This window comes from Halostella litorea (assembly GCF_004785955.1).
Taxonomy (GTDB): Archaea; Halobacteriota; Halobacteria; order Halobacteriales; family Natronoarchaeaceae; genus Halostella; species Halostella litorea.
Map to the genome: position 1 here is coordinate 622833 of NZ_SJER01000001.1, position 21169 is coordinate 644001.

The 21169-nt window shown below is 62.3% G+C and carries 31 protein-coding genes; 17 read left to right on the top strand and 14 right to left on the bottom strand.

The window, feature by feature from the left end:
- Positions 1-41: 41 nt before the first annotated feature.
- Positions 42-575 carry a P-loop nucleotide/nucleoside kinase family protein gene (locus EYW40_RS08715; protein WP_135821223.1) on the bottom strand — a complete coding sequence of 178 codons (534 nt, stop codon included), beginning with the start codon at positions 573-575 and terminating at the stop codon, positions 42-44.
- Positions 576-799: 224 nt separating this feature from the next.
- Here EYW40_RS08715 and EYW40_RS19950 point away from each other — a divergent pair, with 224 nt between their 5' ends.
- From EYW40_RS19950 to EYW40_RS08735, 4 genes are all read left to right on the top strand, one after another.
- Positions 800-1834: a sensor histidine kinase gene (locus EYW40_RS19950; RefSeq protein WP_202614487.1), complete on the top strand. Its 1035-nt coding sequence runs from the start codon at positions 800-802 to the stop codon at positions 1832-1834.
- Positions 1835-1906: 72 nt separating this feature from the next.
- Positions 1907-2926: a DUF7961 domain-containing protein gene (locus EYW40_RS08725; RefSeq protein WP_135821224.1), complete on the top strand. Its 1020-nt coding sequence runs from the start codon at positions 1907-1909 to the stop codon at positions 2924-2926.
- Between the two features lie 429 nt (positions 2927-3355).
- Positions 3356-4384 (top strand): tyrosine-type recombinase/integrase, encoded by a 1029-nt coding sequence (locus EYW40_RS08730; protein WP_135821225.1) that lies wholly within the window; start codon positions 3356-3358, stop codon positions 4382-4384.
- 82 nt (positions 4385-4466) lie between these two features.
- The gene (locus tag EYW40_RS08735) at positions 4467-5459 is read left to right on the top strand and encodes a DNA-methyltransferase (RefSeq protein ID WP_135821226.1); all 993 of its coding nucleotides are present in this window, start codon (positions 4467-4469) and stop codon (positions 5457-5459) included.
- Here EYW40_RS08735 and EYW40_RS08740 read toward each other — a convergent pair.
- The 4 genes from EYW40_RS08740 to EYW40_RS08755 form a co-directional block, all read right to left on the bottom strand.
- On the bottom strand, positions 5443-6297 hold the full coding sequence (locus tag EYW40_RS08740) for a ParB/RepB/Spo0J family partition protein (protein ID WP_135821227.1): 855 nt from the start codon (positions 6295-6297) through the stop codon (positions 5443-5445). The two genes, EYW40_RS08735 and EYW40_RS08740, sit on opposite strands and share 17 nt — an antisense overlap.
- Positions 6298-6301: 4 nt before the next feature.
- Positions 6302-7186 carry a hypothetical protein gene (locus EYW40_RS08745; RefSeq protein WP_135821228.1) on the bottom strand — a complete coding sequence of 295 codons (885 nt, stop codon included), beginning with the start codon at positions 7184-7186 and terminating at the stop codon, positions 6302-6304.
- 65 nt (positions 7187-7251) lie between these two features.
- A complete protein-coding gene (locus tag EYW40_RS08750; protein WP_135821229.1) occupies positions 7252-8145 on the bottom strand; it encodes a ParB/RepB/Spo0J family partition protein in 894 nt (297 codons plus the stop codon).
- Positions 8146-8376, bottom strand: coding sequence for a hypothetical protein (locus tag EYW40_RS08755; protein ID WP_135821230.1), 231 nt, complete (start codon positions 8374-8376; stop codon positions 8146-8148).
- 144 nt (positions 8377-8520) lie between these two features.
- Between EYW40_RS08755 and EYW40_RS08760 the strand changes: the two genes are divergently transcribed.
- The 3 genes from EYW40_RS08760 (at position 8521) to EYW40_RS19955 (ending at position 10472) form a co-directional block, all read left to right on the top strand.
- Complete coding sequence (locus EYW40_RS08760) at positions 8521-9300, top strand: hypothetical protein (protein WP_135821231.1); 780 nt, start codon at positions 8521-8523, stop codon at positions 9298-9300.
- A 166-nt stretch (positions 9301-9466) separates the two neighbouring features.
- The gene (locus EYW40_RS08765) at positions 9467-10099 is read left to right on the top strand and encodes a site-specific integrase (protein WP_135821232.1); all 633 of its coding nucleotides are present in this window, start codon (positions 9467-9469) and stop codon (positions 10097-10099) included.
- A 49-nt stretch (positions 10100-10148) separates the two neighbouring features.
- On the top strand, positions 10149-10472 hold the full coding sequence (locus tag EYW40_RS19955; RefSeq protein ID WP_135821233.1) for a hypothetical protein: 324 nt from the start codon (positions 10149-10151) through the stop codon (positions 10470-10472).
- Between the two features lie 4 nt (positions 10473-10476).
- Here the strand turns inward: EYW40_RS19955 and EYW40_RS08775 are convergent, their stop codons facing one another.
- Both EYW40_RS08775 and EYW40_RS08780 read right to left on the bottom strand, forming a co-directional pair.
- On the bottom strand, positions 10477-10662 hold the full coding sequence (locus tag EYW40_RS08775; RefSeq protein ID WP_135821234.1) for a hypothetical protein: 186 nt from the start codon (positions 10660-10662) through the stop codon (positions 10477-10479).
- Positions 10659-10847, bottom strand: coding sequence for a hypothetical protein (locus tag EYW40_RS08780; RefSeq protein ID WP_135821235.1), 189 nt, complete (start codon positions 10845-10847; stop codon positions 10659-10661). Before EYW40_RS08780 ends, EYW40_RS08775 begins: the two co-directional genes overlap by 4 nt.
- Positions 10848-11523: 676 nt before the next feature.
- Here EYW40_RS08780 and EYW40_RS08785 point away from each other — a divergent pair.
- Positions 11524-12081 (top strand): restriction endonuclease, encoded by a 558-nt coding sequence (locus EYW40_RS08785; RefSeq protein WP_135821236.1) that lies wholly within the window; start codon positions 11524-11526, stop codon positions 12079-12081.
- Positions 12082-12407: 326 nt separating this feature from the next.
- Here EYW40_RS08785 and EYW40_RS08790 read toward each other — a convergent pair whose 3' ends face one another.
- Positions 12408-13316 (bottom strand): hypothetical protein, encoded by a 909-nt coding sequence (locus EYW40_RS08790; protein WP_135821237.1) that lies wholly within the window; start codon positions 13314-13316, stop codon positions 12408-12410.
- 978 nt (positions 13317-14294) lie between these two features.
- Here EYW40_RS08790 and EYW40_RS08795 point away from each other — a divergent pair.
- The 3 genes from EYW40_RS08795 (at position 14295) to EYW40_RS08805 (ending at position 15112) form a co-directional block, all read left to right on the top strand.
- Positions 14295-14576, top strand: coding sequence for a hypothetical protein (locus EYW40_RS08795; RefSeq protein WP_135821238.1), 282 nt, complete (start codon positions 14295-14297; stop codon positions 14574-14576).
- Between the two features lie 105 nt (positions 14577-14681).
- Positions 14682-14906 carry a hypothetical protein gene (locus tag EYW40_RS08800; protein ID WP_135821239.1) on the top strand — a complete coding sequence of 75 codons (225 nt, stop codon included), beginning with the start codon at positions 14682-14684 and terminating at the stop codon, positions 14904-14906.
- Positions 14903-15112: a hypothetical protein gene (locus EYW40_RS08805; RefSeq protein ID WP_135821240.1), complete on the top strand. Its 210-nt coding sequence runs from the start codon at positions 14903-14905 to the stop codon at positions 15110-15112. Before EYW40_RS08800 ends, EYW40_RS08805 begins: the two co-directional genes overlap by 4 nt.
- A 50-nt stretch (positions 15113-15162) precedes the next feature.
- On the opposite strand, the gene EYW40_RS20310 is transcribed toward EYW40_RS08805, so the two are convergent.
- The 5 genes from EYW40_RS20310 to EYW40_RS08820 are packed head-to-tail and all read right to left on the bottom strand — an operon-like array spanning position 15163 to position 16488.
- Positions 15163-15288 (bottom strand): hypothetical protein, encoded by a 126-nt coding sequence (locus EYW40_RS20310; protein ID WP_259370028.1) that lies wholly within the window; start codon positions 15286-15288, stop codon positions 15163-15165.
- Positions 15285-15749: a hypothetical protein gene (locus EYW40_RS08810; RefSeq protein ID WP_135821241.1), complete on the bottom strand. Its 465-nt coding sequence runs from the start codon at positions 15747-15749 to the stop codon at positions 15285-15287. Before EYW40_RS08810 ends, EYW40_RS20310 begins: the two co-directional genes overlap by 4 nt.
- Entirely contained in the window at positions 15746-15889 is a 144-nt protein-coding gene (locus EYW40_RS19595; RefSeq protein ID WP_161973184.1) for a hypothetical protein, read from the bottom strand. The genes EYW40_RS08810 and EYW40_RS19595 overlap by 4 nt, the downstream gene beginning before the upstream one ends.
- A 15-nt stretch (positions 15890-15904) precedes the next feature.
- The gene (locus tag EYW40_RS08815; protein WP_135821242.1) at positions 15905-16186 is read right to left on the bottom strand and encodes a hypothetical protein; all 282 of its coding nucleotides are present in this window, start codon (positions 16184-16186) and stop codon (positions 15905-15907) included.
- The gene (locus tag EYW40_RS08820; RefSeq protein WP_135821243.1) at positions 16183-16488 is read right to left on the bottom strand and encodes a helix-turn-helix domain-containing protein; all 306 of its coding nucleotides are present in this window, start codon (positions 16486-16488) and stop codon (positions 16183-16185) included. The genes EYW40_RS08815 and EYW40_RS08820 overlap by 4 nt, the downstream gene beginning before the upstream one ends.
- A gap of 150 nt (positions 16489-16638) precedes the next feature.
- Here EYW40_RS08820 and EYW40_RS08825 point away from each other — a divergent pair, with 150 nt between their 5' ends.
- From EYW40_RS08825 to EYW40_RS08840, 5 genes are all read left to right on the top strand, one after another.
- Positions 16639-17595 carry a hypothetical protein gene (locus EYW40_RS08825; RefSeq protein WP_135821244.1) on the top strand — a complete coding sequence of 319 codons (957 nt, stop codon included), beginning with the start codon at positions 16639-16641 and terminating at the stop codon, positions 17593-17595.
- Entirely contained in the window at positions 17592-17921 is a 330-nt protein-coding gene (locus EYW40_RS08830; protein WP_135821245.1) for a hypothetical protein, read from the top strand. Before EYW40_RS08825 ends, EYW40_RS08830 begins: the two co-directional genes overlap by 4 nt.
- Positions 17922-18054: 133 nt before the next feature.
- Positions 18055-18249, top strand: coding sequence for a hypothetical protein (locus EYW40_RS08835; protein WP_135821246.1), 195 nt, complete (start codon positions 18055-18057; stop codon positions 18247-18249).
- A complete protein-coding gene (locus EYW40_RS19600) occupies positions 18246-18395 on the top strand; it encodes a hypothetical protein (protein WP_161973185.1) in 150 nt (49 codons plus the stop codon). Before EYW40_RS08835 ends, EYW40_RS19600 begins: the two co-directional genes overlap by 4 nt.
- A complete protein-coding gene (locus EYW40_RS08840; RefSeq protein ID WP_135821247.1) occupies positions 18392-18994 on the top strand; it encodes a hypothetical protein in 603 nt (200 codons plus the stop codon). The genes EYW40_RS19600 and EYW40_RS08840 overlap by 4 nt, the downstream gene beginning before the upstream one ends.
- A gap of 238 nt (positions 18995-19232) precedes the next feature.
- On the opposite strand, the gene EYW40_RS19960 is transcribed toward EYW40_RS08840, so the two are convergent.
- Entirely contained in the window at positions 19233-19556 is a 324-nt protein-coding gene (locus EYW40_RS19960; protein ID WP_135821248.1) for a hypothetical protein, read from the bottom strand.
- Positions 19557-19659: 103 nt separating this feature from the next.
- On the opposite strand from EYW40_RS19960, the gene EYW40_RS08850 reads away from it, so the two are divergent.
- Positions 19660-21156: a carboxypeptidase-like regulatory domain-containing protein gene (locus tag EYW40_RS08850; protein ID WP_135821249.1), complete on the top strand. Its 1497-nt coding sequence runs from the start codon at positions 19660-19662 to the stop codon at positions 21154-21156.
- Positions 21157-21169 lie beyond the last annotated feature (13 nt).

Consider the following 21169-nt stretch of genomic DNA (forward strand, 5'->3'; position numbering starts at 1 on the left):
CCGGTCGGCCGGCGTGGCCGCCCTGGAACCGGCCGGCGCGCTCAGAAGTGGCGGTCGATCTGGCGTTCGGTGTGGGCGCGCGACTCGGAGTTGTCGACGGTGACGTGGTCGCCGTCGAGGGGGTCGAACCCCTCGCGGATCAGCTCGTGGACCTCGACGTCGGCGTCGCTCTCGCCGCCCTCGCGCGCACGGATCCGCTCGCGGACCACCGGCTCCGCGCACTCGACTTTCACCGAGCGAAACTCCGCGCCCAGTTCCGCCGCCAGCGCCCGCGCCCGCTGGCGGAGCTCGCTGTGCTGGAACGTGCCGTCGAACACGACGCTCTCGCCCCGCCGGATCCGCTCGCGGCCGCGGGCGAACAGTTCGTCGTACACGCGCTCGCGCTCCTCTGGCGTGTACTCCGGGTCCGGGGCCACGTCGTTGCGGACCACGTCGGTCCGGAGCAACTCGCCGTCGATGCGGTCGACGATACCCTCCGACACGGTCGTCTTGCCCACGCCCGGCGGCCCGCAGACGACGACGAGTTCCGGAACCCCCGCCTCGCTCCGCTCGACGGCCGCGCCCGAGTCAGCCATCGACACCACCCACCACGCCTGTCACGCGTCGGTGCGTCATTCGAACGGTAATTCAGGGAGGTGGTACATATCATTGTGGGAATCGGAGCGAAAGTGGTGCGGGACTGATCCACGTTTGTGGATTATCTGGGCTTGTCGCCCGATTCTCGTCGTGATCAACGCCGGACCGTCCCCGACGGCCACAGCCAGTAGACGTTTGTCGATCCAGCGACACGCAACCTGTAATGGGATCCGAGACGGACAGGGACCCGCTCGTTCTGCTCGGGGTCGGTATCCTCCTGGGGACGACCCTCGCCGGGGCCGTGGCCGGCGTGCCGCTCCGAGTCGCCGCGGCGCAGTTGAGCCTCCCGGGCGTGATCGGGGTCGGGCTGGTCGCGTACGGCCGGATCCACGGCGAGCCGTCGACGGCTGACGTTCGACGCACGGTGTTTACCTGGAGCGGGTACGGTATCCTCGTCTTCGTCCTCGTCGGGTTCTGGTTCGGCCAGGTCACCCGCTACTTCGAGACGTCGTTCGTCCTCGCGGTCGTCGCGTCGCTGAGCCTCGGGGCGGGGTTCGGCGCGACCGTCGGCGTCTACTCCGTCCGCCTGCAGCGCACGAACGCCGAACTCGAAAGCAAGAACGAGCAGATGGACCGGTTCGCGAGCGTCGTCAGCCACGACCTGCGGAACCCCCTCAACGTGGCCACCGGCTATCTCGCCCTCGCGGCGGAGGAACGCGACGACGACGACCACGTCGTGGCCGCGTCGGAGTCGCTGGACCGGATGGACGCCTTGATCGACGACCTGCTGCTCCTCGCTCGGGAGGGCGACCCGGTCGGCGAACTGGAGCCGGTCGCCCTCGAAACCCTCTGCGTGCAGTGCTGGGACGCCGTCGAGACGAACGACGCGACGCTCAGCGTCGACACGACCCGAACGGTCCGGGCCGACCGGAGCCGGCTTCGACAGCTGTTCGAGAACCTGTTTCGAAACGCCGTCGAACACGGCTCCCCGGGCGACTCGCATGCACGCCGGGGCGGCTTGACCGTCACCGTCGGCGACCTCGCGGACGGCTTCTACGTCGCCGACGACGGTCCCGGCATCCCCGACCGGATCCGCGAGAACGCGTTCGACGAGGGGGTTTCCGGGTCGGAGACCGGGACCGGGCTCGGCCTCTCGATCGTCGCCCAGGTCGCCGAGGGACACGGGTGGGACGTCCACATCGCGGAGAGCGCCGACGGCGGCGCGCGGATCGAGGTCACTAGCGTCGAGTTCGTGTGACGTGGCCGTCCCTCGGGTAGTTCGACCCGACATGTCAGAGCCTTCATGACGTTGTCGGACGACCCTCGACCCGTGTACCAGTTCACCCCCGACGAGATAGACCAGCGACGTGCGCATCACCAGGCAGTGAAACAGGGAGCCGACGAGGTCGACGTAAAGCGGATCGGGAACCTCGGTGAGATCGCGTTCGAGCAGTTCTGTCGGGAGTATCTCCCCACGGAGATGTGGGAGTGGAAAAACGAAGGCGCGATACGGCGCTGTAACCCCGAGAGCTTCGCCGGGCACGACTTCGAGATCTTCGGCTACGAGGTCGACGTGAAGACGTCGCGGGACGTGTCGGCGTTTCTCCCGAAGCGACTCGTCGAGTCCGACTCGGAGGACGACATCATCGTAATGGTCTGGCACCGCGACAACGAGGACAGTCTGATCCTGCTGGGCTGGGAGCACGTCGACACGCTGGAATCGAAGGTGGCCACGGAGGAGCGGTTCTCCGGCGATTCGCCCGCGAAACTGGAACACCTCGCGACCCGTCCGATGAACGACCTGCAGGACCTCGGGCCGAACACGGCGAACATGAACCAGACGCCCGAGAACCCGTTCGCGCCGGGCGACCGGGTCCGGAAACGGGAGGATTCCGATGCATCCGTCGGCGTCGTGGTCGAGGTGCTGCCGCCAGAGACACAGGTGGAACTCTACGGCCAGGAACTCGACGGCGAGGCCGTGAGGGTCGCGTTCCCGAGTTCCCTCGACGAGGGGCCGGGCGACTGGCGGGATATCTCGGCCGCGCTGCTGTCCTCCTACTGTGACGACCAGGACGTCAGCCTCTACACGTACAAACACGAGAACCTGAAGTTCGCGGAAAATCCCTACGTCGTCGGGGACTACGTGGTCAAACCCTCCCACGACGACCCGGACCTCGCGGTCGTCGTGGACGTCGACGACGACGACGGGACCGTCAGCGTCGTCTACGGAGGTCCCCGGGGCGACGACGTCGCTCCCGCAAACCTCCGGGAGCACTGCGAAAGCGAGGGGCTATCCACCTACGAGTATGCCTGTACCGAACTGGCGTTCGCGGATATGCAACGGTTCTGAACCCCAGTTGCCTACCGGAATTTCTGCTCGGGACTAGCTCATAAGCCCCGTCTGGAACGGCTCGCAACGTCCGGAAGACACCACGGTCGCTGGTCGTTGGGAAATGCGGGAGAAGTGGGCCCGGCGCGAAGTTCGAACTCGCCGAGACGTGCTCGCTTCGCTGCGCGCGTCTCGTCTGCTCGAATTCGCTTGGCGACACGACTTCCCGCACTCGGCACGCCTCGCTGTCGCTCGGCGTTCGTTGAGTGCGGGAAAGGTAGTGGGCCGGCGCGAATTGCACCACGCGCTTTGCGCAAGCGCGGTTTCGCGGTTCCTGCCGGGCGCTCCGCGCCGGGCGGGCTTCCACCAGATATGGCCACCAACTCCCCGTTGGGGATCGGCTACCCAAGCCCTCGTGGCCGCCCACTGCGCCCCAGCCACGAGGCAAGAATGACGGAACCCGAGAATCTCGAAGACCTGAACCCCGAACAGGGCCGAAAGATGTACCTCGAGGATCGCCGCGGCGAGGTCTCAGCTGCTACGCTTCAGAGTCACGGCTACCGACTCGACCAGTTCGTCGACTGGTGTCGTGGCGAGGAAATCGAGAACCTGAACGAACTGAGCGGAAGAGACGTGCAGACGTTCAAACTCGCACGGAAACAGGAGGGACTCGCACCGGCGACCTTGAAATCGCAGATGGACACGCTGCGCGTGTTCCTGCGGTTCTGTGCGAGTATAGATGGCGTCCACGACGAATTACCGGAGTCGGTAAACAGTCCGTCTCTATCCGATGAGGACGCCCGCGGGACGGACACCCTCGACTCCGAACACGCCAAGAAGATCCTCACGCACCGAAGCAAGTACGACTACGCCAGCCACAAGCACGTCGAGATTCGCGTCTTGTGGGCGACTGGAATGCGGATGGGTGCGTTGCGCGGGATTGACCTCCCTGACGTCCACCTCGAACAGCAGTTCATCGAGTTGAATCACCGTCCAGACACCGACACGCCGCTGAAGAACAACGTCCGGGGCGAGCGGGAGGTCGCGTTGGACACAACGACAACGAACGTGCTGCGGGACTACATCGACGAGAACCGCGTCGACGCCGGCGACAAGTACGGACGAGACCCGCTGCTGACGACGAAATTCGGACGGGCCAGCGACAACTCGGTGCGAGCTTGGATGTACCAGATGACCCGGCCGTGCGAAGCCGGGATGGGGTGTCCGCACGGCCGCGACCCCGACCGCTGCGAGGCCGTCGACGGTCAGACCCGAATGTCGGCGAGCAAGTGTCCGGATTCCGTCGCCCCGCACGCAGTCCGACGGGGCGCGATCACCCACCACCTACAGCAAGACACGCCCCCGAGGGTGGTGAGTGATCGGATGAACGTCGGGAGAGACACGCTCTCGAAGCACTACGACGCGCGGACGCCGCGCGAAAAGATGGAGCAGCGCAGAAACCACCTCCCCGACATCTGAACGGTGTAGAAAGGTTCGGGCTGTCGACAGAGTGCAGCCCTATGCACACTTTTAAACTTGACTACCGCCATCAGACAAGATAATGTCTGAATCCCCCAATCTCCGCGAGTACGTCCCGGACTCGTGTCGGGACTTGCTGGAGATGGAAGACAACGCACTGAAGAGCGAAATTCCTTCTCTCGCCCGTGACCAAGGCCGTATGGGTGAAGTCGAACAGGCCGTCAAGTCCCTCCCATCCCACCACGACCTCCACCAAGGTGACTCGCGGAACGTGCTGAAGGAACTCGACGACGAGTCCGTCGACCTCGCTGTCACCTCTCCGCCCTACTTCAACCTCAAGGACTACGAGACCCCGGAGGACGGCCAGCTCGGGGACATCGACGACTACGAACGGTTCATCGAGCTTCTCGACGACGTCTGGAGCGAGTGCGAACGCGTCCTCCGCCCCGGCGGCCGCCTGTGCGTTGTCGTCGGCGACGTCCTCCGCTCGAGATCCGAACACGGTCGCCACCGCGTCGTCCCGCTCCACGCCACCATCCAAGAACACGCCACCGATCTCGGCTTCGACAACCTCGCGCCGATCATCTGGTACAAAATCGGGAACGCGTCGCTGGAGGCCGGCGGGAATGCTCGATTCCTCGGTAAGCCCTACGAACCCGGGGCGGTCGTGAAGAACGACATCGAGTACATCCTTCTGTTTAGGAAGGTCAACGGCGGGTACCGCAGTCCTTCCATCGAACAGCGAATCCTGTCGACCATCGAGGCCGACGAACACCAGAAGATGTTCCGGCAGATCTGGGACGACATCAAGGGCGAACGACAGAAAGACCACCCCGCCCCCTACCCGTCGGATCTCGCCGACCGCCTCATCAGGATGTTCTCGTTCGTGGGTGACACCGTCCTCGACCCCTTCGCAGGAACGGGTTCCACAGCGGTCGCCGCGAGTCGGTGCGGCAGGAACTCAGTCTCGATCGAACTCGAGCCGGAGTACGTCGACATCGCCGAAGAACGTATTCAGGCAGAGCGCGGGACGTTGACGAACTACCAGAACCTATCAGTCACTGTTGAGCGGTAGGCTGGTCGAGTAGACCGATCTTCTGCAACCCCTTCCGAGTCAGTTCCTCGATCACCTCGTCCCGAGGCTTCCCGTACTCCTTCATCACGTGCTTGATCTGCTCCGCCTCGTCGCCAGCGAATCTGACGCTGGTCTTCACGGTCTCCTCCCCATCTTGCAACTCTTCGGAGATGTCCTCCAGTCTCTCCTCAAAATCGTCCTCGTCGCTGCCCCGTCGAGCGGCCCGCTTCACTAGCGACTCCTTGATGTTCTTCTCCTTGACGAACTTGACCAGATCTTCTCGCTTCGCCTTGGAATCGGTATTCTCCCTGATATGTTTTAGGCTCCCGATAGGAATGTCCCCTGCGTTGACCTCCCCGTCCTCGTCGGGGTCAATCGGCGTTCCAGCCCACTCAGGGTGTACGGGTTCCATCCACCTGCTAATCGTCGGCTGGCTCACGTCGAGTTTCTCCGCTATTTTGGCCTGACTCCACCCTTCTTCGTCGTGAAGACTCCGGATCGCCTTCGCACGATCGTCGAGGGGGACTGACTTGTTGAATGGCTCCGCGTTCTCGGTGATGGAGACAACTCGAGCCTCGGCGTCGTTCATCTCCATAACCCGAGCCGGAATATCGTCGATTCCAGCTATCTGTGCGGCGAGAGTCCGGCGTTGACCGGCGACCACGTAGTAGTTACCGTCTCGTTCGCGGACGACGATGGGCTGGATCACACCCTTCTTCCGGACGCTATCGACGAGGGAGTTCTCGCCCTTCTGCGGCTGGACGTTCGACTTCCGCTCGTTTACCGGGTCGATCTCCAGCTCGTCCGGATCGAGCTTGAGGTAGTCGATCTCCTTCATCAGTTCACTGCTGGATCCACTCTTCGTCTTCGACCCAGTTGAACGTCTTCGGGGCCATATGCTCGTCAGAGATCTTGTCCACCAACCGGTTGGTCATCGCCGCGTCGTAGAGCATTCCCGCGTACCGCACGTCCCGGTTGAAGAAGTTCATCAGCCGGTTCTCGACCTTCTCCGGCGTCCACTCCTCGACCTGCCGCTCCGACCACGCTTGTAGCTCGGCGTCCGTCGAACTCGTCCAGTTTGCGAAGGACTGAACGCTTGTAACGTCGAGCGTCCGAGGTCGAAGGCCCAACCCTTGCTCGCCGTTGACGGTATTCGAGCGCGGATGGAAGTAACGGTCGTCGTGAACCTCCTTGACGTGATCCGCGATGTCCGAGTCACCCGGGTCGGCCGACTCCATCTCCACGAAGAACGGCGGCTCGATCCAGTCCAACGGGAAGTTTGGATCCTCGATGGCGTCGTCGATCTTCGATCGCCAGAGGTCGGTGAAGTCACCCTCCTCATCCTCGAACCGCAACACGAGCTTGCTGACGGGGAGGTCGTAAGCCGTCTCGTTCTCGTCAAGGATGTCCTCCACGTCGTTCCACGGGAACACGTTGAGGTAGTCTCCTCGGTCGAAGTGGACATCTACTCGCTTTCCCTCTGTATTTACCCCCTCCACGAAGTCCGACACCGGTGAGTTCGCCACGAGATCTATGTCACCCACATCACGCCGAGGTTGTCGCTTAGCTCGGACGAACTGAATATTCTCGGGAGACACCATCTCCATGACGGCGCGCAAACAGTAGGCAGCTGAGTACGGGACGTACTTGACGCTGGCCTGTTGACCCTGTTCTTCGATGTACCCATCACGAACGATGGGCTCGATGTCGATGTTAGTAGAACTCATCTCACTGAGAGGTGTGACTAGAAGCCACTTAATGGTTGAGCAGAAAGTGAAAATGGAATACGGCGTTACAGGTAGCCTTCGTCTTCGAGATACCGTTCGATGGCTCCACGAACAACGTTCTCCTCAGAGGTACCCATCTCTCGGGCTGCCTCTCGGAGCCCCTCACCGTAGTCGCCAGTGAACGTGACGCTCACATTCACCCGAATCTCACCCTTACGCTCTTGTCGCTTCTGAGCCATCTCTTCGACGACTTCGTCGAGTTCCTCGCCACGGCGGGCACGCTTCGTGGCTTCGAGAACCTGCGACTGACTCAGATCCTTCTCGGCGACCTTCTTCACCATCTGCTCACCTTCTTCGCCGCCACCGGTTACACGGCGAATCGCTGATACCGACTTATCGTCGACTTCATCGAACTCAGCGTTAATCTCGTTCGCTCCCTCATCTGGCGACTCGACCTCGGTCTGAGTCTCAGACGTTCCGTCGTCGCCAGCACTATCGACGTGGACACTTGTTCCTTCCCACTCGTCGCGAGTCCGTTCGAGCCAGTCATCGACCGTCCCAGTACCGACTCCGAGATAGTCTGCTACCTCCCGGATCGTCCAGTCGTTCATGTCCATCAGCCGTTGGACTGCAGCAGCACGGTCGGTGCGAGAGACGGATTTCTTGAACGCGTCCACGTTCTCAGTGACACTGGCCGCTATCGCTTCCTGATCATCGTAGTCGACGACGACGATCGGAATGCGCTCAACACCGGCTGTCTGGGCGGCTAAGGTTCGACGCTGTCCGATTACGACCTTGTATGTGCCGTTGTCTTCTCGCGTAATCGGAGGCTGAATCACTCCCTGCTCCCGAATGCTGTCCACGAGCGATTCGTCGTCCTGCTGTGGGCCCACGTTCTCTCGCCGCTCGTTCACCGGATCGATCTCCAGTTCGTTAGGGTCGACCTCTTTGACGTCCATCTATTCTCCCCCCATGAGGCGAAGAGCGATGTTCTGCCACGACATCTCGGCGATTGTCCAATCCTCGTTCTCAACGGAGACACGGACGACATTCACATCGTCCGTCTCCGGATCGACGTCTTCTGCTCGATCTCGGAGGTACTCAATCGCCTCGTCCTCGGTTTGATGAAGCGTTTTTCCGTTGGGGAGCTGTACCATGAAGAACGACCCATCCTCTACTTCAAGAGTCATTTAAACTGGTATGCGTGGGTGGCCCTAATCAACCTTGTTGATACTCTTCGATTTTCGGCGGGGCTGAGGCACCGAAATAGAATAGACGCGGTCAGTATTGCTGAGACCAGTGGAACTAATATTTACCCGCGAGACGCTCGCGGTATGTCGAGACAACAGGATGACCACCAATTTGGTGATAGGCGGATTGTAAAGTGGCTCAATCAGGAACGTGAGTGGAAGTACCCGAAAAACGTCCCCTACCACCCTCGGTCGGACAGTCACGGCGGCGCACAGTCCCGTTACTTCGTGGACGATCTCATCCACGAATCGGACGTCATCGCAGAAGCTGCACGTGAAGGCGACCTCGTGTATGCCGAAGACTACGACGTGGGCGACCCGCGGGGGCTCGGGTGGAACGTCGACCTCGTGATGGGGCCGCCGGCCGGGGACGTACAGGCGCCGCTCGAAGGTGGGATGGCCGTCGGCCCGCCGAGTGAAGTGTGGCTGGCGTGCGACGCGAAGAGCATAATCACCGAACACCAGAAGGCCCGCCGGAACCGTCAGCGAGACATCAACAGCTTCGCAGACATAATGCACTCACACCACGAGCAAGCAATCACATGCGGGATTCTGCTCCTCAACATCGCCGACCGGTTCGACAGTCCGACCCGTGACGCCGATGACATCACCGATCACCCGAACATCGACCGGATCGTCGGCGAAATCGTTGACCTCTTCGACTCAATCGACCGCTCCGAAGGTGAAATGAGTGCGAATCTTGACGGCGCGGGGCTCGTCGTCGTTGACCACACCAACCTCATTGACGACATCGGCGACACCGATCTAGTCACTCGAGAGCCCGCTCCCCAGCCCGGCGAACGTGTCCACTACCGGACGTTCGTGAGCGAGATGGCTGACCTCCTCGAACAGCGGTTCCTGTAGGTTTCACAGAGTCCGGCTGCCGACTTGTCCCAATTATCGGCAGCATTCAGAACCACCACCCCGGCGAGAGAGACTGAAACGCCGAATCTCGTGACCCCACCAGCTGCTACACTCCCTCTGGGCCGGCGCATAAGTGACGGAAACTCGAACTTCCGTTACACACAGAATGCAGATCGAATCCACAGGGAACGGCCACAAGGTGTGGCTCACTCCCGACGAGTACGAACAGCTCCGCGAGTACGCCGCCAACAGGCCTCTCGACGAACCCGACAAGTCCAGCCCGAAACACCACGCCACCGTTCTGCTCGGTGGGAAGGTCGGCCTCCGCGCGCAGGAGATTGCCGAAATGCGCTACGAACACGTCCGCAAGGACGACGAGGGGTACTACCGCCTCCGCGTCCCCGAATCCGCCGGCAAGGACACGACCGGAGGTGGCGGCAAAGCGCGGGACGCGTGGATTCCGACCGACGTCGAACGCGACCTCCTCGAGATCCGCTTCGAACTGGAACGCGACGACGATGAACGGCTTCTCGGAGTCGAGAAGAGCCGCGTCCGACAGATTGTCCGCGACCTCGGCGACGAGATGGCCGAGGAGACCGGCAATCCCGACTGGGAACGGCTCAGTAGCCACGACCTCCGCCGGTTCTTCGCGCAGAGTCTCCTCGTGCGCGAGAACGCCAACATCCACACCGTGATGGCAGTCGGCGGCTGGTCGTCACCCGACGCCCTCGCGCCCTACCTTGCACAGCCGACCGAGCAGCAGATCCGCGACGAAATGGTGGCCGCCGGCTGGGACTGACCCCACCGTCGGCTGCCTCTTTTCTGCCGGCGCACCGCGGTCTCGAGTGATGGAAGAACTGGGATACGAATGCCCCGAATGCGGCACGTGGTTCGACGACGACATCGAATCCTGCCCCAAATGCGACGAGACCATTGTCGACGCCAGCCAGCCGTCTCTGTCGAGGACAATCGAACCCGTCCACGTCTACCGGACAACGCAAAGCTACTCGGATGGGCTGGTTTTCGTCCGCGCGACCCCCGACGAGATCGACTACGATACCCTAGCCCACCTCGGGACGCTTGACGAGTTCACCCGCCGGGTGAAAGCAGATACTGGGGAGTTCGGTGGCTACATCTGGGACGCAGAACACGCGTACTGGCACGAGGGCTGAATTCTCAGTCGCCGTCTGGCTCCACGAACTCCGCCGCCGCGAGGAGATCGACGACGACACCCCCGACCAGCTCCTCTTGCCGCTCGTCCAAGTCGCACGCGTCGGCCTGAATCGCGATACACCGCGCGGACTGCTCCAGTTCGACGGCCAGCTGCTCGCGTTCGTGTCGCCGGATGACCTCGTCGCTCACACGGGATCACCTCGGACTCGCCGCCCATCGTCAATCGTCACCGATCCCTGCCAGTCGCCGTCGACGACAACCACCGACACGGTATCCACCACCCAAGTCAGAAACACCTGCACGTCGCCAGCCGCCAGCTCGAGGTGGGCGCACTCGTCGGCGATATGCTCGTCGCGGACAGTCTCAATAGCCATACCTCAGCGACGTCGCCAGTATCGGATAAACGCCGGCGCAGCAGCACCTGCACAGCAGCCCTCCTCGGCGGAGGCACTATGGTCGAGCCTCACACTCCTGACCCCCACACAGGGGGAGCAGTCTCGTCGGTGGATACCGAGGGGCTGTCTCTTCGTCGATGTTCGAGGGGGCAGCATTCGCTTCGAGGATCATGGGGGCCACCCCTGTCGCCGAGGAACCTCGGGGGCAGTACTTCGACGAGAACTCGGGGACAATCTCACTTGGGGAGAAGAGGGGTTCGCGGGGGAGACGGAGACCACTCCTCTCCCCACTATGCTGAAACTTCCCAGTCGCTCGCTGAGAACCACCATTACCGGCCAGACCCCACAGGTAGCCCCCCGTAGGGGGGCTAGCCCCACCCACGGAGGCGGACATAGGCTTTCGTAACGTTCGTGTAAAGGCGATTTCGTAGGGTCTCTTCGTAGGCAAGGTGGAGTCCCCACTAACACGACATTTCTCCCACCGAGAACCGGCCGCCAAGAACCCCTGAAAAAGACCGATAAGTGACGCAGTTCCTCGCGCGAGTAACCTAATCACGATTGTGGCTCATAGAGGGGCTGAGAGCGGCGAAATTTCCACTTTCACTTTCACCACGGACGGCGGGGGTTGATACTCCATCTCGACGATTGTGACAGTATGTCGTCAAAGACAGACCCGGAACTACCGAACCGAGACGAAACCGATGGGAGAGGCCCCGGAGCCGGGAACTGGTGGGAAGTCGAAGTCCGAGACGCGTACCGTGACTGGGGCTGGGACGCAGCACGAGGCGCGGTGGTGTGGGGCCACGAAGTCGACGTCGTCGCCGCCAATCCCAACGCACCCGGCTCGAAGCGGGTGATCCAGTGTAAGGACTGGGGAACGACGCCGGTGACGCCACGAGTGCTGTGGCGCCTGATTACGATGGGGCACACGGTTGGCGCACAACCTGTGCTGGCCACGACTGCGGAACTGACCGACAGCGCGGAACGAATTGCCCGACACTGGCGCGTGCGGATCCTCACCCCCATCGAGATCGTCGGCGAATGCGACGAGGAACCACGACCGCCGAGACCGCTGAAGGACTGGTTGGACGGCGAAACGATCGAACAGAGAGGCAACTCGGAGTGGGACTGCCGTCTCGCAGATAGTCACGCAGACCAGCTGCTTCGCGAGGGACAGCGGTACGCACACCTCGGCCCGAGCTACTCACGGTAGCAAAGGAGAGAGACAAGCGGTGGGCGCCCCTCCAAGACGCCCGACCAACCATTCCGCGCCCCTCCCACCGGGCGCACCTGCTGAGTAGGGAGGGGTAACTGAAAAACGCCGGCGTGGGGCGCTGCCGGTTACTCGCCGCTGACCATTCGCTCCCAGTCGCTCACCGATTCCGGCCCTCGCCGCGTCTCTCGACACGTACACCACAGCCTGCCCCCATCGCCACGCACCCGCTCACAGCACTCCCGACAGATAACCGTAGTATGCTTGACGCTCATCCTATAGATATTATATTACTAAGAGGGATAAAAGGCGCGGTCGGTCGGGGTCTACAGCCAACCCTCAACCGAATCGGCAAGATTCTGCCGTGCGGGCTCGGGCACGTCGTCTTTATCCTTGGACTCGCAGTACCAATCGACCAGTTGGCGGGGGGTGCCCGGCCACTCATCGCGACGTTCCTCAGCGGACGTCTCACCAGCCAGATGTACGTCAGCCATCTGTTCGGACGGCAACCAATCCATCATCTCGAACAGGGCGGTGTCGATAATATCACCCACGGCACGGACGACTGGCCCACCACTATCCCCCCGCGTCTCGACCACGTCGTCGCGAACGTCCTTCCACGAATCCCAGATGGGTTTGCAGTCCGCCTCGGTCTCCGGCGGATCCATCGCAGTCGCCAGTGCGGCCCCGACGACCTTCTCGTCGTCGACGCTATCCACCAGTCCGCGTCCACTACCCGCCTTTTTCGCGCTGGTACCGCCACCGAGTCGATCGACGACGAGACCGGGGACGTTCAGGTCGTTTTTCCGATCGCGGAGGTAGTGGTTGCTCGTCAGCCCCACCGACTTGCAGATCTGCACCACGTCGTCGCGGTGGACGCGGTCGTGCTTGTACCGTGTCATCGCCGTCACGAGTGCCTCTGCGTGGCCGTTTGGGATCGTGTCGCGTGGGACGTGATCAGGGTTGATCTCGTCCACGTCGCCGCTCAGCCGCTTCAGCTCGTCTTTCGTCAGTTCGACGCCTTCGGCGTCGGGGTCGTACGTCTCGACGATGGACTGCTCGTCGGAGTCGTCGGCGTCGGGGGCGTCCGCGGCGGTCAGGCCGCGTTCTTCGGCGTCCTCGCGGATGAGGTTGCGGATGTACTTGGTTTCTGCTTCATAATCGCTATCAGCGACGCAGGCGTCGAGGAGGGCTTCGAGGTCGTCGTCGATGTCCGCGTTCAGGCGTTTTGCCATTCGCATTTCCTACTTGTCGGGGGGGAGATATAAAGGTTACTCAACTCAAGAGTATTTTTTCTGCACGTCCACAAACGAGGTGGGGTAGGAGAGATGTGAGAACGTCCGGTAGAACGGCTGTACTCGTGGTTCCCAACAACTTACTCAACTTAAGGATATTTTTTCTGTATGGTTCCGAAGGGGTGGGACGAGAGAAAGAACGGGATCAAACGGTAGAACGTTTCTACACGTTGTTCTCTCCTACTTACTCAACTCAAGACTATTTTTTCTGTACCGTCTCGAAAGAGAAGGGAGAGTAAGAGTCGTTGAGGGGAGAAGAGAACGTAGGGTCGGACAGGGCGACCGTCGTCGCCCGCTCCGAGATAGACTCCGTCTATCTCTACGCTTGTGTAGTCCCTTAAGAAATAGTAAGTGTACAAGGAATAAAAAGGTTACCCAACTGTGGGGTTAATTTAGCTTACCTTTAGAGTGGAGGATCAGGGAATGGGGTGTCGAGATCCACCAACTACCCACCGACCGCCCCTGTCTCTCCCATCCGAGAGCGACCTCCTCTTTCGAGACGGCACAGAAAAATTCTATTTGAGTTGAGTAATCCTGTCTAATCCGCCGTGTACAACGCTCTAACGTCTCTCCTCGTGTTATTCCGACCTCCCCACCTTCGAGGTGACACAGAAAAAATAGTCTTGAGTTGGGTAGGATATGAAGAATTGCGATTAGAACCGCTCTAACGACCGTTCTGACAATCTATCTACCCCTCCACGTTTGTGGACGTACAGAAAAAACAACCTTGAGTTGAGTAAGACGGAGAGGCCGCCGAGAACGACGAGCAGCTGCCAGCCGCCCAACGACTCCCAGCCAACCCACGAACCCCCGTGCGCGTCCAGCAGCCCGTCGAGCGTGGACGCAGCCAACGACGCGGGTTACACGTGCGCGTTGAACCACCGTGATTTACGGCTGAGGCGGCGGCAACCGTGGGGTATGACCGGTCGTGTGCGCGAGACTGTCGAGGAACTCGAGGAGGGCGACGCTCTAACGCTCGTCGCCGGCGACGAGGACAACGCACAGTCGTACCGCTGCACCGTCAAGGGAGTGGCGTCCGCGGGCTACCCCTACCTGACGATCCACGACCACGAGGCGTTCAAGGAGGTGTCGCTGCGACTCGACGACGACGCGTACCGCGGTGTGCTGGCGGACTTCCAGCGCGTCGACGAACTGGGGCAGGAACCGACCGAAGATGTGCTGGACGTGACCCTCCAATGAACTACCCGGCGTTTACCCCCAAACACACGTCACAAGCCTTGAGGGGCGCGAAATCTGCACCCGAGGCAGTGTCCTTATGTCCCCCACCCTGCAAACTGTTGATAGATGGAAGGAGCCCCATCTGAGAAGCACAGCAGCGAGCGACTGACAGTCAGCGACGTGACGCGCACACCCGCGGGTATCCGTGCCGAGACGGACGCCGGCGACTACACGTTCCGCCGCGACCGCGACGAGAACGTCTGGGTGCCGGATGTCGGGACGCCCCCCGAGGTCATCGCAGTCGTCGAGTACGAGGGCTACAACGTCCGCACCGCGGGTGGTAGCGAATGACCCGCCCCACGCCGGACGACCTCGAGGCCGCGCACGAGGCAGTCGTTGAGCGATGGCGCGCCGAGCGCCCGCGAGACCTGTGGCGTCTGCAGGACGCGGCCGAGCAGGACATCCTCGACGCGTCGTACTGGCCCGAGGACTGGCGAGATCACGACCTCGAGTCCGAGTTCTACGGCGAAATTGTCGGCCGCGCTTCCGCGAGGTAGAGAGTCTCTCAGTACTGCGGTTTTTCATCGGAACCGAAGGGGTGTTTGAGTCAGTCGCGTCCAAACACCGCCTCGTCGATCACGACCCACATGGCCGCGACCAGCAGGCTGGCGACGGGCGCGGCGCACAAGACGCCGACGAACACGCCGACGGCGATTGTCAGCACGTCCGTCATCGCCAACCACCGTCCGCGAGGGCGCGAACTATATCCGCGACCAGTTTCAGCCGCTCGCAGTTGCTGCTACACCCATCGGACGGATGGACGCGCACGTCGGGGATGTTGACGATCTCCACGGTATCCGACCCGCCGTCAACGACCGCCACGTGCGACACGTAGACGTCCCCGGTGCTGATGTTGCCGTAGTAGACGAACCAGTACGCCGTTTCGCCGTCATCCGCCTGCACCCACTTGGTGGTCGAGACACCGCGCTCACCGACACGTCCGACCGTCACCTTGTCGGCCTTCCCGCTGGTGTTGGCTTCGAGCGTGAAGAGAACACCACCGGAGTCGCCGACCATCGGATCCTCACTCGCGGTGACTTCGACCGGCGAGTCCTCATCGGCAACGTCGACTGTGGGGACTGCACCGTGGCTGGCGAGGAGCATTATGATCGCGGCGAGGGTGGCGAGTTTCACTGTCCACCACCCCGGACGCGCCGGCGACACTCGTAGCAGACTGCGACGGGGATGACACCATCGCCCACGTCCAGCATTCGCTCGACGATGAGTCCGACCGGAGCGTCGCAGAGGTCACAGTCACCATATCCGTCCGTCATCGCATACCACCGCCCTCAGACACGAGGATCACCCGCCAGTTCCTCGGCGGTGTCGATCTGCTCGGCGTAGACCTCGCGGATCCGGTCGCGGTCGGGGTCGGTCACGTCGACGCCGGCGTTGGCGATGATCGCGGCGACGAACTCTTCCGCGGGAAGTGGGTCGCGGGTATGGTGGCGGACGCCCGAGATTTGGGCCTCGTACCACTTCCGAACGTAGGTTTCGTCGATCTCCCCGTGGGCGTAGTCCTCGACTGCACCCACGAACGCCGAGGGTACGAGGGCCTTCTGACGAGTCACGAGGAACCACCGGCGGCGTCGCCGAATTCGAACTCGTCCGCGTCTAGATCCGCGTCGTCCTCCAGCGCCGCGACGAGTGCCTCCAGCACTTCGCCACCACCGTTGGACTCGGTGCTGTCGTCGGTCAGTTCGTACAGCCCGCGAGAAACGCGCTCTACCCGACCGTCGGCCCGGAGTTCCCGCAGGTGGTACTGGGCAGTCTGTTTGGCGTCGATACTGGTCACGTCCAGCAGGTGGCGCGGGGTGACACGCCCTTCTTCGAGTGCGGCGATGACTTCGTCTCTGGTCTTCTGAGTGGCCACTTCTACAATAATTGATACGTTAGACCGGTACTTAGTCCTGTTGCGTGCGTGGGTGTACGTCCTGTATGATGGCAGTACGACTATTTCGTACTTGTCGATGTACCGGTTCGAGAACAAGTCTTTTTAGCCCCTACCCCCTACAACCTGTTAGTGAGTCATCAGGACTCCAACACCGACGACGAACACGCCGCCCCCGCCGAAGACCTCGACGCCGAAACGCTCCGGAACATCGCCGCCTCCGACGCCGACACCAAGGACGCCATCAAGCAGCACATCCCGACCCACACGACGATCCTCGCCCCTGTAGCGGACGATGGGGACGTGCGTGAGGCCTACCGCAACATCGACCTCTACGCCATCGACGACGAAGCCATCGTCGGCGCGCTGTACATCGCGGCAGACGAGGCCAACTGCTACGCCGTGCGTCTGGCAGCCGAGCGCCGTCTCGACGAGCTGGAGGACGATCTCGAACCGCTCGCGGAACCCGACCACGAGACCGACGAGTGGGACGGCGACACGACCGGCTACGGCGTGGAGACGGAGACGGTCGAAGTTGAGGTCGCCGAGGACGACACCGAGGCCGAGATCCCGGTCACGTACGGCGACGGAGACGACACCGACGACCAACCCCGCGACGACGAGAACGGATCCCCCGAAGTCGAATCCGAAGACCTCGCAGCCGCCCTTCGTGCCGCGTACGACGCGCACAGCTACCGGCAGACCCGTTCGACGCAGAACTACGACAAGATGTCCGCCGCCGCGAAGCAGGCCCTCCAAGACCGCGACGCGTACACCGACGAGCTGTTCTTGAAGGTTGACGACACCATCAGCGCGGCGGTGTACGCAGGCGAGATTGAACCCAGCGACCTCGAGGACGTGGAAGTGGTTGGCGACACCACGACCACGGAAGCCAGTCACGACGTCGCGTTCGAGACCGCCGACGAGACCGGCAACAGCGAGTGTATCAACTGCGGCGACGGGTACGACAGCGACCACAACAGCCCCTACCTGTGCGGTGACTGCCGCGAGCAGGCGGCGGAGACGGGTGGACTCGGTGCAGAGATTCGCTCCCCAGACGGGGCCGACGAGGCCAGTGATCGGCAATGAGCGGACAGTCGAGTCTCGCCGAGTTCGGTGGTGGGGAAGACAAGGTCTACGACGCCCCCTTCGCCAGCCACCACCACATCCACGACGTCCGCGAGGTAGCGGATGAGGGTGACTCCGTGCGAATCCGGCTTGAGTTCGTCGTCGAGGTAGATGGCGATCGGTTTGAGGCCGGCGCGTATTCTGAGGACAACTGCTGGGAGTACGGAGACATCCCCTCCGAGTCGGAGGTCGGCTTCGGCGTCGCACAGGAAGTCCGGTATCACGCACAGGAGGTAATGCGCTACTACAGCGACGGGTCAGCCGGTTGGGCTGATGAGAATCCCTGACGCCCTACCACCACTGACGGTCGAAACGCGGCCCTTCTCGCGGGGCGCGTCGCGCTTGGATTGGCCCCCGAGTGCCTGACGATGACCGTGGCCCCGATGGCGACTGTGGAACCGGCCGACGACCAACCCGACAATGCACGAGAACACGACTTCCTACGACACGGAACAGAACACGAACGAATCCCCCATCGAATGCAAGATCTGCGGCGACGCGATCGCCGGCGTCCCCCTCGCCGACGTGATGTACGAAATCGAAATCGGCCGGCACACCGAGACGGTGACCCTCTGCGACGAATGCGCCCTCAAGACGGCGACCCAAGGACGATGACGGACTGGAAGTACACCATCGGCGACGAGATCGAGGATGTCGGGACAGTCACCGGCACGGCGCACAATCTCTTCGACGCGTACTACCACATCGACGACGACCACTACGTCCGCAAGACTTGGGTGGAGGCCCGTGGTTCCGAATGAGCGCAGAGAACGCCCCCTCCGTCCCCCACTGGAGCCACGACTACGAACTAGTTCAGATGGACGATGACGACTGGGAGTTCGTGGACGTGCTGGCGCTCTCGCGGGCTGTCTCCTACGAAGACGGACGAACGAGAGAAATCCTGAATGGCAAGAACGACGACGCAGTCCAGACCCACTCGACCGGCGTTGCAGCGGAACTCGCGGCGGCGAAGTCGCTCGGCGCCGACGACGGCGCCATCGAAGCCGTTGACGTCGACATCAGCGAGAAGGGCGACGACGGCAGCGACATCAGCGTCCGACGAGGCCTTGACCACCGTAGAATCGACTGCAAGGGGCACTGGTGGACGCCGACTGGGGAACCGTCCAGCCTGCCCGTCCGCTCCGAGAAGGTCGAGTCCGGCAAGGCGGACGTGTACGTCCTCGCTCAGGTATGGGATAGCGAGTGGGTCGCGGTTCACGGCTGGGCAACTCGGGAGGATCTGATGGAGGACGGCCGCGTCGAACAGTGGGACTGCGAGAACTACGTGCTGGACGCCGACGAGCTGCGGCCCATCGACACGCTCGCGGAGTGGGTCGAAGACACGGGTTTCGACTGCTAAGAATGCCGTTCGCGCTACAATTCTTGTTCGCGGCGATGGTTTTCGTCGCACTACTTACCGTTCCGGTGGTCATCCTTGTCATCGCCGGCCTCACGGGCTGAACCCCTGAATTCTCTTGAACCCGCGAACCCACCCGTTCACGGAAGCAACTTTTCCGCCGTCACCACGGAGCCCCAGCCGCGCGGGCACGAACAGCCCGCGAGGTACAGATAGCGAACCAGCCCTTGATGGGTTTCGTTCAGGTGTCTGCGGACGGCCCCGCGGAAGGGCTGCCGGACTCCGGGTTTTCGTCGACGTGTGTGACCTCGCCCTCGACGGGGTCGATGTCGACCTCTTGCATACAGGCCGGACATTCTCGGTGTTCGCCATCGGGGTCAACCCCCGTGTAGGTGATCGTCTGCGAACCGCACGAGTCGTGTGCGACCTTGACGCGGCGTGCGAATTCCTCGACGTCGCAGCCACAGCCGATCCAAACGTCGAGCAGTTCCCCAGTTTCCCAGTCGACACAATCCGGAGCGTCCAGTCCGCCGTCGGCGTCGGCGGTAGTCGCGGTCTCGGACATTGCAACAGCTTCGATGGCGTTGTTGACACTTGAACGCCGGCGTGGCAGCCGAGACCCCTTGGTCGCGTGATACTTACCCGTGGGGGCGGCAGCAGCCTCGAGCGTGCAGTACAATCAACTGACAGCAGTAATCGCAGTCATTATGCTGGTTATGTCGCCGCTCGCCGCCACCGGTCTCCTCGCCGGCACGGCGAGCGCCGCCACCGGCACGGGGACGATTGATGGTCAGGTGACTGACCAGTCCGGAAACGCGATCTCCGGTGCCACGGTCGAGATTGTCGTCGATAATCAGACATACAACGGCAACCCAACCGCCCCGAGCAACGTCGAAGTGGTCAAGACGACCACGACTGACAGCAACGGTAACTACAGCGTCAGCGTGGACTCGGGCACGTCGTATCGTGTCCGCGTCAAGGCGGACGGATACGCGCAGAAGGCCACGTTCGCCTCGCACTCGGTCGCTGACGGTGCAACGAAGACTGTCGATATGTCGCTATACGCCGACTCGGCGACGGTGACGGTCAGCGGTAACGTCACTGGCGCGGACGAGACTGTCGATGGCGTGGAGGGTATCCCGGTCGCAGTCTTCGTCGATGGTCGCGACGGCGAGACGATCTACCGGTATGGTGCGACCGCGACCACCAGCGCGGACGGTTCCTACTCCATCAGCGGGGTGCCTGACGGCGCCGACATCAGGGTCGAGTACAACAAGAACGTCGGGGATTACTCGACCACCGACGAGGTTCCCAAGTACACCACCACCAACGGGACTACGACCGTCGACCTGACGATCGCGACGAATTACGACGGCGACTGGTGGTACGGTGCGAACGACGTGTACCCCAACCACCCAGTCCAGTCCTACGATGGGATTGGTGTCGAGGTCGACCGCACCCCCGAGCAGGTGTACTTCAGCTACGACGTCGACGAGGCGCAGAACGTGACGGTCGCAATCCAAGAGACGTACGGCGACGGTTCTGACGGCGAATTCCGCAAGAAAACCGTCGAGGTCACCCCCAACGACGGTGTGGTGACGATGGACATCAACCACAGCGCAGGTGACGTCTCGGAGATGTACGCGCAATCGCACGGTGCGGACACGGTGGACATCGGGATCCTGTACGACACGGTGACTGACGCAGAGGACGCTGACGACGACGGTCAGCCAGACATCATCGACCCGTACCAGTCCCACGCACCCGACGTTGAGACGGTCGACCGCGACGCCGAGAAGGCGCCGGAGACCGCGTACGCCCAGCTCGCCGACGCGACCGAGACGACGGTGACGATTGAGGCCTACAACAACAGCAGCTCAGAGTGGGAGCAGGTCGAGCAGACGATCGTTACTCCCGACGACACGCCGCACATCGTCAAAATCAGCCTTGACGGCGCGAATGGCGAGCAGTACACGCAGTACCGCGTCAGCACCCACGGGCAGGACGCGACCGACGCGGGTGTCGTGTATGAGTCTGGTAGCCTCGGTGGTGGTGGTGGCTTCGTGCCCGGTGACGGCGGCGGATCCATCCCGCTTGCCGTCATCGTCATTGCACTCGCCGGCTTCGCGGTGTTCGGCGCAGCCGCAGCGGTCATCGAGGACTGAATCGCCTCACGAC

Excerpts from the sequence above, each read along its gene's own strand:
- EYW40_RS08730 (WP_135821225.1), top strand. The coding sequence starts at position 3,356 with ATGACGGAACCCGAGAATCTCGAAGACCTGAACCCCGAACAGGGCCGA.
- EYW40_RS08805 (WP_135821240.1), top strand. The coding sequence starts at position 14,903 with ATGACCCGCCCCACGCCGGACGACCTCGAGGCCGCGCACGAGGCAGTC.
- EYW40_RS08740 (WP_135821227.1), bottom strand. The coding sequence starts at position 6,297 with ATGAAGGAGATCGACTACCTCAAGCTCGATCCGGACGAGCTGGAGATC.
- EYW40_RS19600 (WP_161973185.1), top strand. The coding sequence starts at position 18,246 with ATGACGGACTGGAAGTACACCATCGGCGACGAGATCGAGGATGTCGGG.
- EYW40_RS08765 (WP_135821232.1), top strand. The coding sequence starts at position 9,467 with ATGCAGATCGAATCCACAGGGAACGGCCACAAGGTGTGGCTCACTCCC.
- EYW40_RS20310 (WP_259370028.1), bottom strand. The coding sequence starts at position 15,288 with ATGACGGACGTGCTGACAATCGCCGTCGGCGTGTTCGTCGGCGTCTTG.
- EYW40_RS19595 (WP_161973184.1), bottom strand. The coding sequence starts at position 15,889 with ATGACGGACGGATATGGTGACTGTGACCTCTGCGACGCTCCGGTCGGA.
- EYW40_RS08760 (WP_135821231.1), top strand. The coding sequence starts at position 8,521 with ATGTCGAGACAACAGGATGACCACCAATTTGGTGATAGGCGGATTGTA.
- EYW40_RS08800 (WP_135821239.1), top strand. The coding sequence starts at position 14,682 with ATGGAAGGAGCCCCATCTGAGAAGCACAGCAGCGAGCGACTGACAGTC.
- EYW40_RS08785 (WP_135821236.1), top strand. The coding sequence starts at position 11,524 with ATGTCGTCAAAGACAGACCCGGAACTACCGAACCGAGACGAAACCGAT.
- EYW40_RS08795 (WP_135821238.1), top strand. The coding sequence starts at position 14,295 with ATGACCGGTCGTGTGCGCGAGACTGTCGAGGAACTCGAGGAGGGCGAC.
- EYW40_RS08735 (WP_135821226.1), top strand. The coding sequence starts at position 4,467 with ATGTCTGAATCCCCCAATCTCCGCGAGTACGTCCCGGACTCGTGTCGG.
- EYW40_RS08780 (WP_135821235.1), bottom strand. The coding sequence starts at position 10,847 with ATGGCTATTGAGACTGTCCGCGACGAGCATATCGCCGACGAGTGCGCC.
- EYW40_RS08755 (WP_135821230.1), bottom strand. The coding sequence starts at position 8,376 with ATGACTCTTGAAGTAGAGGATGGGTCGTTCTTCATGGTACAGCTCCCC.
- EYW40_RS08750 (WP_135821229.1), bottom strand. The coding sequence starts at position 8,145 with ATGGACGTCAAAGAGGTCGACCCTAACGAACTGGAGATCGATCCGGTG.
- EYW40_RS08745 (WP_135821228.1), bottom strand. The coding sequence starts at position 7,186 with ATGAGTTCTACTAACATCGACATCGAGCCCATCGTTCGTGATGGGTAC.
- EYW40_RS19955 (WP_135821233.1), top strand. The coding sequence starts at position 10,149 with ATGGAAGAACTGGGATACGAATGCCCCGAATGCGGCACGTGGTTCGAC.
- EYW40_RS19950 (WP_202614487.1), top strand. The coding sequence starts at position 800 with ATGGGATCCGAGACGGACAGGGACCCGCTCGTTCTGCTCGGGGTCGGT.
- EYW40_RS08715 (WP_135821223.1), bottom strand. The coding sequence starts at position 575 with ATGGCTGACTCGGGCGCGGCCGTCGAGCGGAGCGAGGCGGGGGTTCCG.
- EYW40_RS08835 (WP_135821246.1), top strand. The coding sequence starts at position 18,055 with ATGCACGAGAACACGACTTCCTACGACACGGAACAGAACACGAACGAA.
- EYW40_RS19960 (WP_135821248.1), bottom strand. The coding sequence starts at position 19,556 with ATGTCCGAGACCGCGACTACCGCCGACGCCGACGGCGGACTGGACGCT.
- EYW40_RS08790 (WP_135821237.1), bottom strand. The coding sequence starts at position 13,316 with ATGGCAAAACGCCTGAACGCGGACATCGACGACGACCTCGAAGCCCTC.
- EYW40_RS08830 (WP_135821245.1), top strand. The coding sequence starts at position 17,592 with ATGAGCGGACAGTCGAGTCTCGCCGAGTTCGGTGGTGGGGAAGACAAG.
- EYW40_RS08840 (WP_135821247.1), top strand. The coding sequence starts at position 18,392 with ATGAGCGCAGAGAACGCCCCCTCCGTCCCCCACTGGAGCCACGACTAC.